This is a genomic window from Pseudomonas sp. GXM4 (assembly GCF_008923895.1).
Lineage (GTDB): Bacteria > Pseudomonadota > Gammaproteobacteria > Pseudomonadales > Pseudomonadaceae > Aquipseudomonas > Aquipseudomonas atacamensis.
In genome coordinates, this window is record NZ_WBRZ01000417.1 from 1 (window position 1) to 3,131 (window position 3,131).

The 3,131-nt window shown below is 60.0% G+C and carries 3 protein-coding genes; all 3 read right to left on the reverse strand.

Annotated features, from left to right (window positions below; genetic code table 11):
* Positions 1–39: 39 nt before the first annotated feature.
* Genes F8N49_RS26805 through F8N49_RS26815 form a run of 3 tightly spaced genes read right to left on the reverse strand, consistent with a single transcriptional unit; the run spans position 40 to position 2,962 of the window.
* Positions 40–912 carry an ABC transporter permease subunit gene (locus F8N49_RS26805; RefSeq protein WP_071172836.1) on the reverse strand — a complete coding sequence of 291 codons (873 nt, stop codon included), beginning with the start codon at positions 910–912 and terminating at the stop codon, positions 40–42.
* Positions 909–1,823, reverse strand: coding sequence for an ABC transporter permease subunit (locus tag F8N49_RS26810; protein WP_024013334.1), 915 nt, complete (start codon positions 1,821–1,823; stop codon positions 909–911). The genes F8N49_RS26805 and F8N49_RS26810 overlap by 4 nt, the downstream gene beginning before the upstream one ends.
* Positions 1,820–2,962: an ABC transporter ATP-binding protein gene (locus F8N49_RS26815; protein ID WP_039763289.1), complete on the reverse strand. Its 1,143-nt coding sequence runs from the start codon at positions 2,960–2,962 to the stop codon at positions 1,820–1,822. The genes F8N49_RS26810 and F8N49_RS26815 overlap by 4 nt, the downstream gene beginning before the upstream one ends.
* Positions 2,963–3,131 lie beyond the last annotated feature (169 nt).

Below are 3,131 nucleotides of genomic sequence, written 5' to 3' on the forward strand. Positions count from 1 at the left end.
GGGATAAATCCCCTCGCCCCAGTGGTTCATCGGTGTTGCTCAGGCAGTCGCCGCTGCCGGCTGTTGCCACGACTCATTTGCGGTCTGATCCATCGCTTCCTGAATCGCCCGTTTGCGGTTGGCCTCTGCCTTGCGGCCGAAATACCAGACGAGGAAAGTCACCAGCGACACTGCCAGCAGAATCAGGCTGGCCACAGCGTTGATCTCGGGTTTCACGCCCAGACGCACCGCCGAGAACACTTCCATCGGTAGCGTGGTCGAGCCCGGCCCGGAGACAAAACTCGCCAGCACCAGATCATCCAGCGACAAGGCAAACGACATCATCCCGCCGGCGGCCAGCGACGGCGCGATCATGGGAATGGTGATGAGGAAAAACACCTTGAACGGTTTCGCGCCGAGGTCCATCGCCGCTTCTTCGATCGACAGATCCAGTTCCCGCAGGCGCGCGGAGACTACCACCGCCACATAAGCGGCACAAAAGGTGGTGTGGGCGATCCAGATGGTGACGATGCCGCGCTCCTGCGGCCAGCCGATCAGCTGCGCCATCGCCACGAACAGCAGCAACAGCGACAGACCGGTAATCACTTCCGGCATCACCAACGGCGCGGTCACCAGGCCACCAAACAGCGTGCGACCCTTGAAGCGCGTCACCCGCGTCAGGACGAAGGCGGCGAGGGTGCCCAGTGCCACAGCGGCAATCGCGGTGTAGCAGGCGATTTCCAGCGAGCGCACCACCGAGCCCATCAGTTGCGTGTTGTCGAGCAGGCCGACATACCACTTGATCGACCAGCCGCCCCACACCGTCACCAGTTTCGAGGCGTTGAACGAGTAGATCACCAGAATCAGCATCGGCAGATAAATGAACATCAAGCCGAAGATCAGCATGAATTTGGAAAAGTTGAAGCGTTTCATCCCCGTGCCTCCATCTCTTTGGCCTGGCTGCGGTTGAACAGCAGAATCGGCACAATCAGGATCAACAGCATCACCACCGCCAGCGCGGAAGCCACCGGCCAGTCGCGGTTATTGAAGAACTCCTGCCACAGCACGCGACCGATCATCAGCGTCTCCGGGCCACCCAGCAGTTCCGGGATCACGAACTCGCCAACTACCGGAATGAACACCAGCATGCAGCCGGCAATGATGCCGTTCTTGGCCAGCGGCACGGTGATTTTCCAAAAGTTGTTGAAGTTGCTCGAACCCAGATCCTGCGCGGCTTCCAGCAGGCTGTTGTCGTGCTTGACCAGGTTGGCGTAGAGCGGCAGCACCATGAACGGCAGATAGGCATAGACCACGCCGATGTACACCGCAGTGTTGGTGTTGAGGATCTCGATCGGGTGATCGGTGAGCCCGGTCCACATCAGGAACCCGTTGAGCAGACCGTTGTTGCTGAGGATGCCCATCCACGCATACACGCGGATCAGGATCGCCGTCCAGGTCGGCATCATGATCAACAGCAGCAGGACGTTTTGCGTTTCCTTGCCGGTCTTGGTGATCGCGTAGGCCATCGGGAAACCGATCACCAGGCACATCAGCGTGCTCAGTGCCGCGACCTTCAGCGAGCCGAGATACGCCGACAGGTACAGCTCGTCTTCGCCGAGCAGGGTGTAGTTGCCGATGTTCAGCAGCAGCTGGAATTTCTGTTCGGCGAAGGTGTAGATCTCCGAATACGGCGGGATCGACAGCGCGGCTTCCGAGAAGCTGATCTTCATCACCAGAAAGAACGGCAGCATGAAGAACAGGAACAGCCAGATGAACGGAATGCCGATCACCAGTTTTCGTCCGCTGGGCACCAGGCGCAAGAATTGCTGATTGAAAGTTCTCATGAGCGCAGCACCACGCCGCTGTCATCTTCCCACCAGACGTAGACCTTGTCGTCCCAGGTTGGCCGCGCGCCACGGCGTTCGGCATTGGCCATGAACGACTGGACGATCTTGCCGCCGGGCAGCTCGACGTAAAACACAGAGTGGCCGCCGAGGTAAGCGATGTCGTGGACCTTGCCTTCGGACCAGTTGTAGCGGAACTCCGGTTGGGTGGTGCTGACGAGCATTTTTTCCGGGCGGATGGCGTAGGTGATCGACTTGTCCTGCACCGAGGTGCTGACGCCGTGACCGACATAGATCTTCTGCTGCAAGTCGGGGCTGTGAATGATCGCGTGGCCTTCGAGATCTTCCACCACGGTGCCGTCGAAAGCGTTCACGTTACCGATGAATTCGCAGACCATGCGGCTGACCGGCGCTTCATAAATGTCCACCGGGCTGCCGATCTGCGCGATCCAGCCCAGGTGCATGATCGCGATGCGCTGGGCCATGGTCATGGCTTCTTCCTGGTCGTGGGTCACCATCACGCAAGTCACGCCGACGCGCTCGATGATCTCCACCAACTCCAGCTGCATCTGCGAACGCAGCTTTTTATCCAGCGCACCCATCGGCTCGTCGAGCAGCAACAGTTTCGGCCGCTTGGCCAGCGAGCGGGCGAGGGCGACGCGCTGCCGCTGGCCGCCGGACAACTGGTGCGGGCGGCGTTTGGCGTATTGGGTCATGTGCACCAGACGCAGCATTTCTTCGACGCGGGCATCGATTTCGCTGGCCGGCAAACGGTCCTGTTTGAGGCCGAAGGCGATGTTCTGTGCCACGGTCATGTGCGGGAACAGCGCGTAGGACTGGAACATCATGTTGATCGGCCGCTCGTACGGCGGCATGTCGGTGATGTCCACGCCATCGAGCAGAATCCGCCCCTCGGTCGGCCGCTCGAAACCTGCGAGCATGCGCAGCAGAGTCGATTTGCCCGAACCGGAACCGCCCAGCAGCGCGAAGATTTCGCCCTGATGGATCTCCAGGGACACATCGTCCACGGCCACGGTTTCGTCGAACTTCTTGGTGACACGATCGACTTTCACCAGCACCTTTTTCGGTTGCTGATGACCTTCGAGTGCCTTGCGGTAAGTGCTGGAGGCGTTTGCCATGTGAAACTCCCAACAGGTGTCGTGTGCCTGGCCAATGTGGCCGGGCTTAAGTGGATTGCAAGCCTGTAAGTGCTGCCCCGGTCGAATCGCCGCAACACCCTGTGGGAGCTGGCTTGCCAGCGATGGCGGTGGGTCAGTCACCTTTAAGGTTGAAGGTGACGCCCTCATC